At 63.3% G+C, this 267-nt stretch carries 1 protein-coding gene; it reads right to left on the reverse strand.

Going from position 1 to position 267, the window contains the following annotated elements; translation table 11 throughout:
• On the reverse strand, window positions 1-267 hold a 267-nt coding region (locus GHO41_RS30195), incomplete at both ends, for a hypothetical protein (RefSeq protein ID WP_218580298.1).

The following is a 267-nucleotide window of genomic DNA, read 5'->3' on the forward strand; positions in this document are numbered from 1 at the left end:
CAACCCTCTAGGACCAATGCAGGCCAAGCCAGTGCCCAGCGCAAGGCCATTCGCAGGCGCTCCGCCGTCATAGTTCAAGGTCATCTCTGCGGGCTGCTCAGGCGACCCGCTGGTTGGCGCAGTACCGGGGCTGCTGATTGGACTGCTGCCGAAAAGAGTCGTGTCCGTCGATGTCAGCGGCAGATCGGTGAAAGCGGACGTTTCCGTGATCAGCAGTCGGCCCAGCGAGGCGCTGGCAATGAATGGCGCAGCGCCCTTGGCAGCGTT

The organism is Pseudomonas sp. FSL R10-0399 (genome assembly GCF_009600165.1).
Taxonomy (GTDB): domain Bacteria; phylum Pseudomonadota; class Gammaproteobacteria; order Pseudomonadales; family Pseudomonadaceae; genus Aquipseudomonas; species Aquipseudomonas helleri.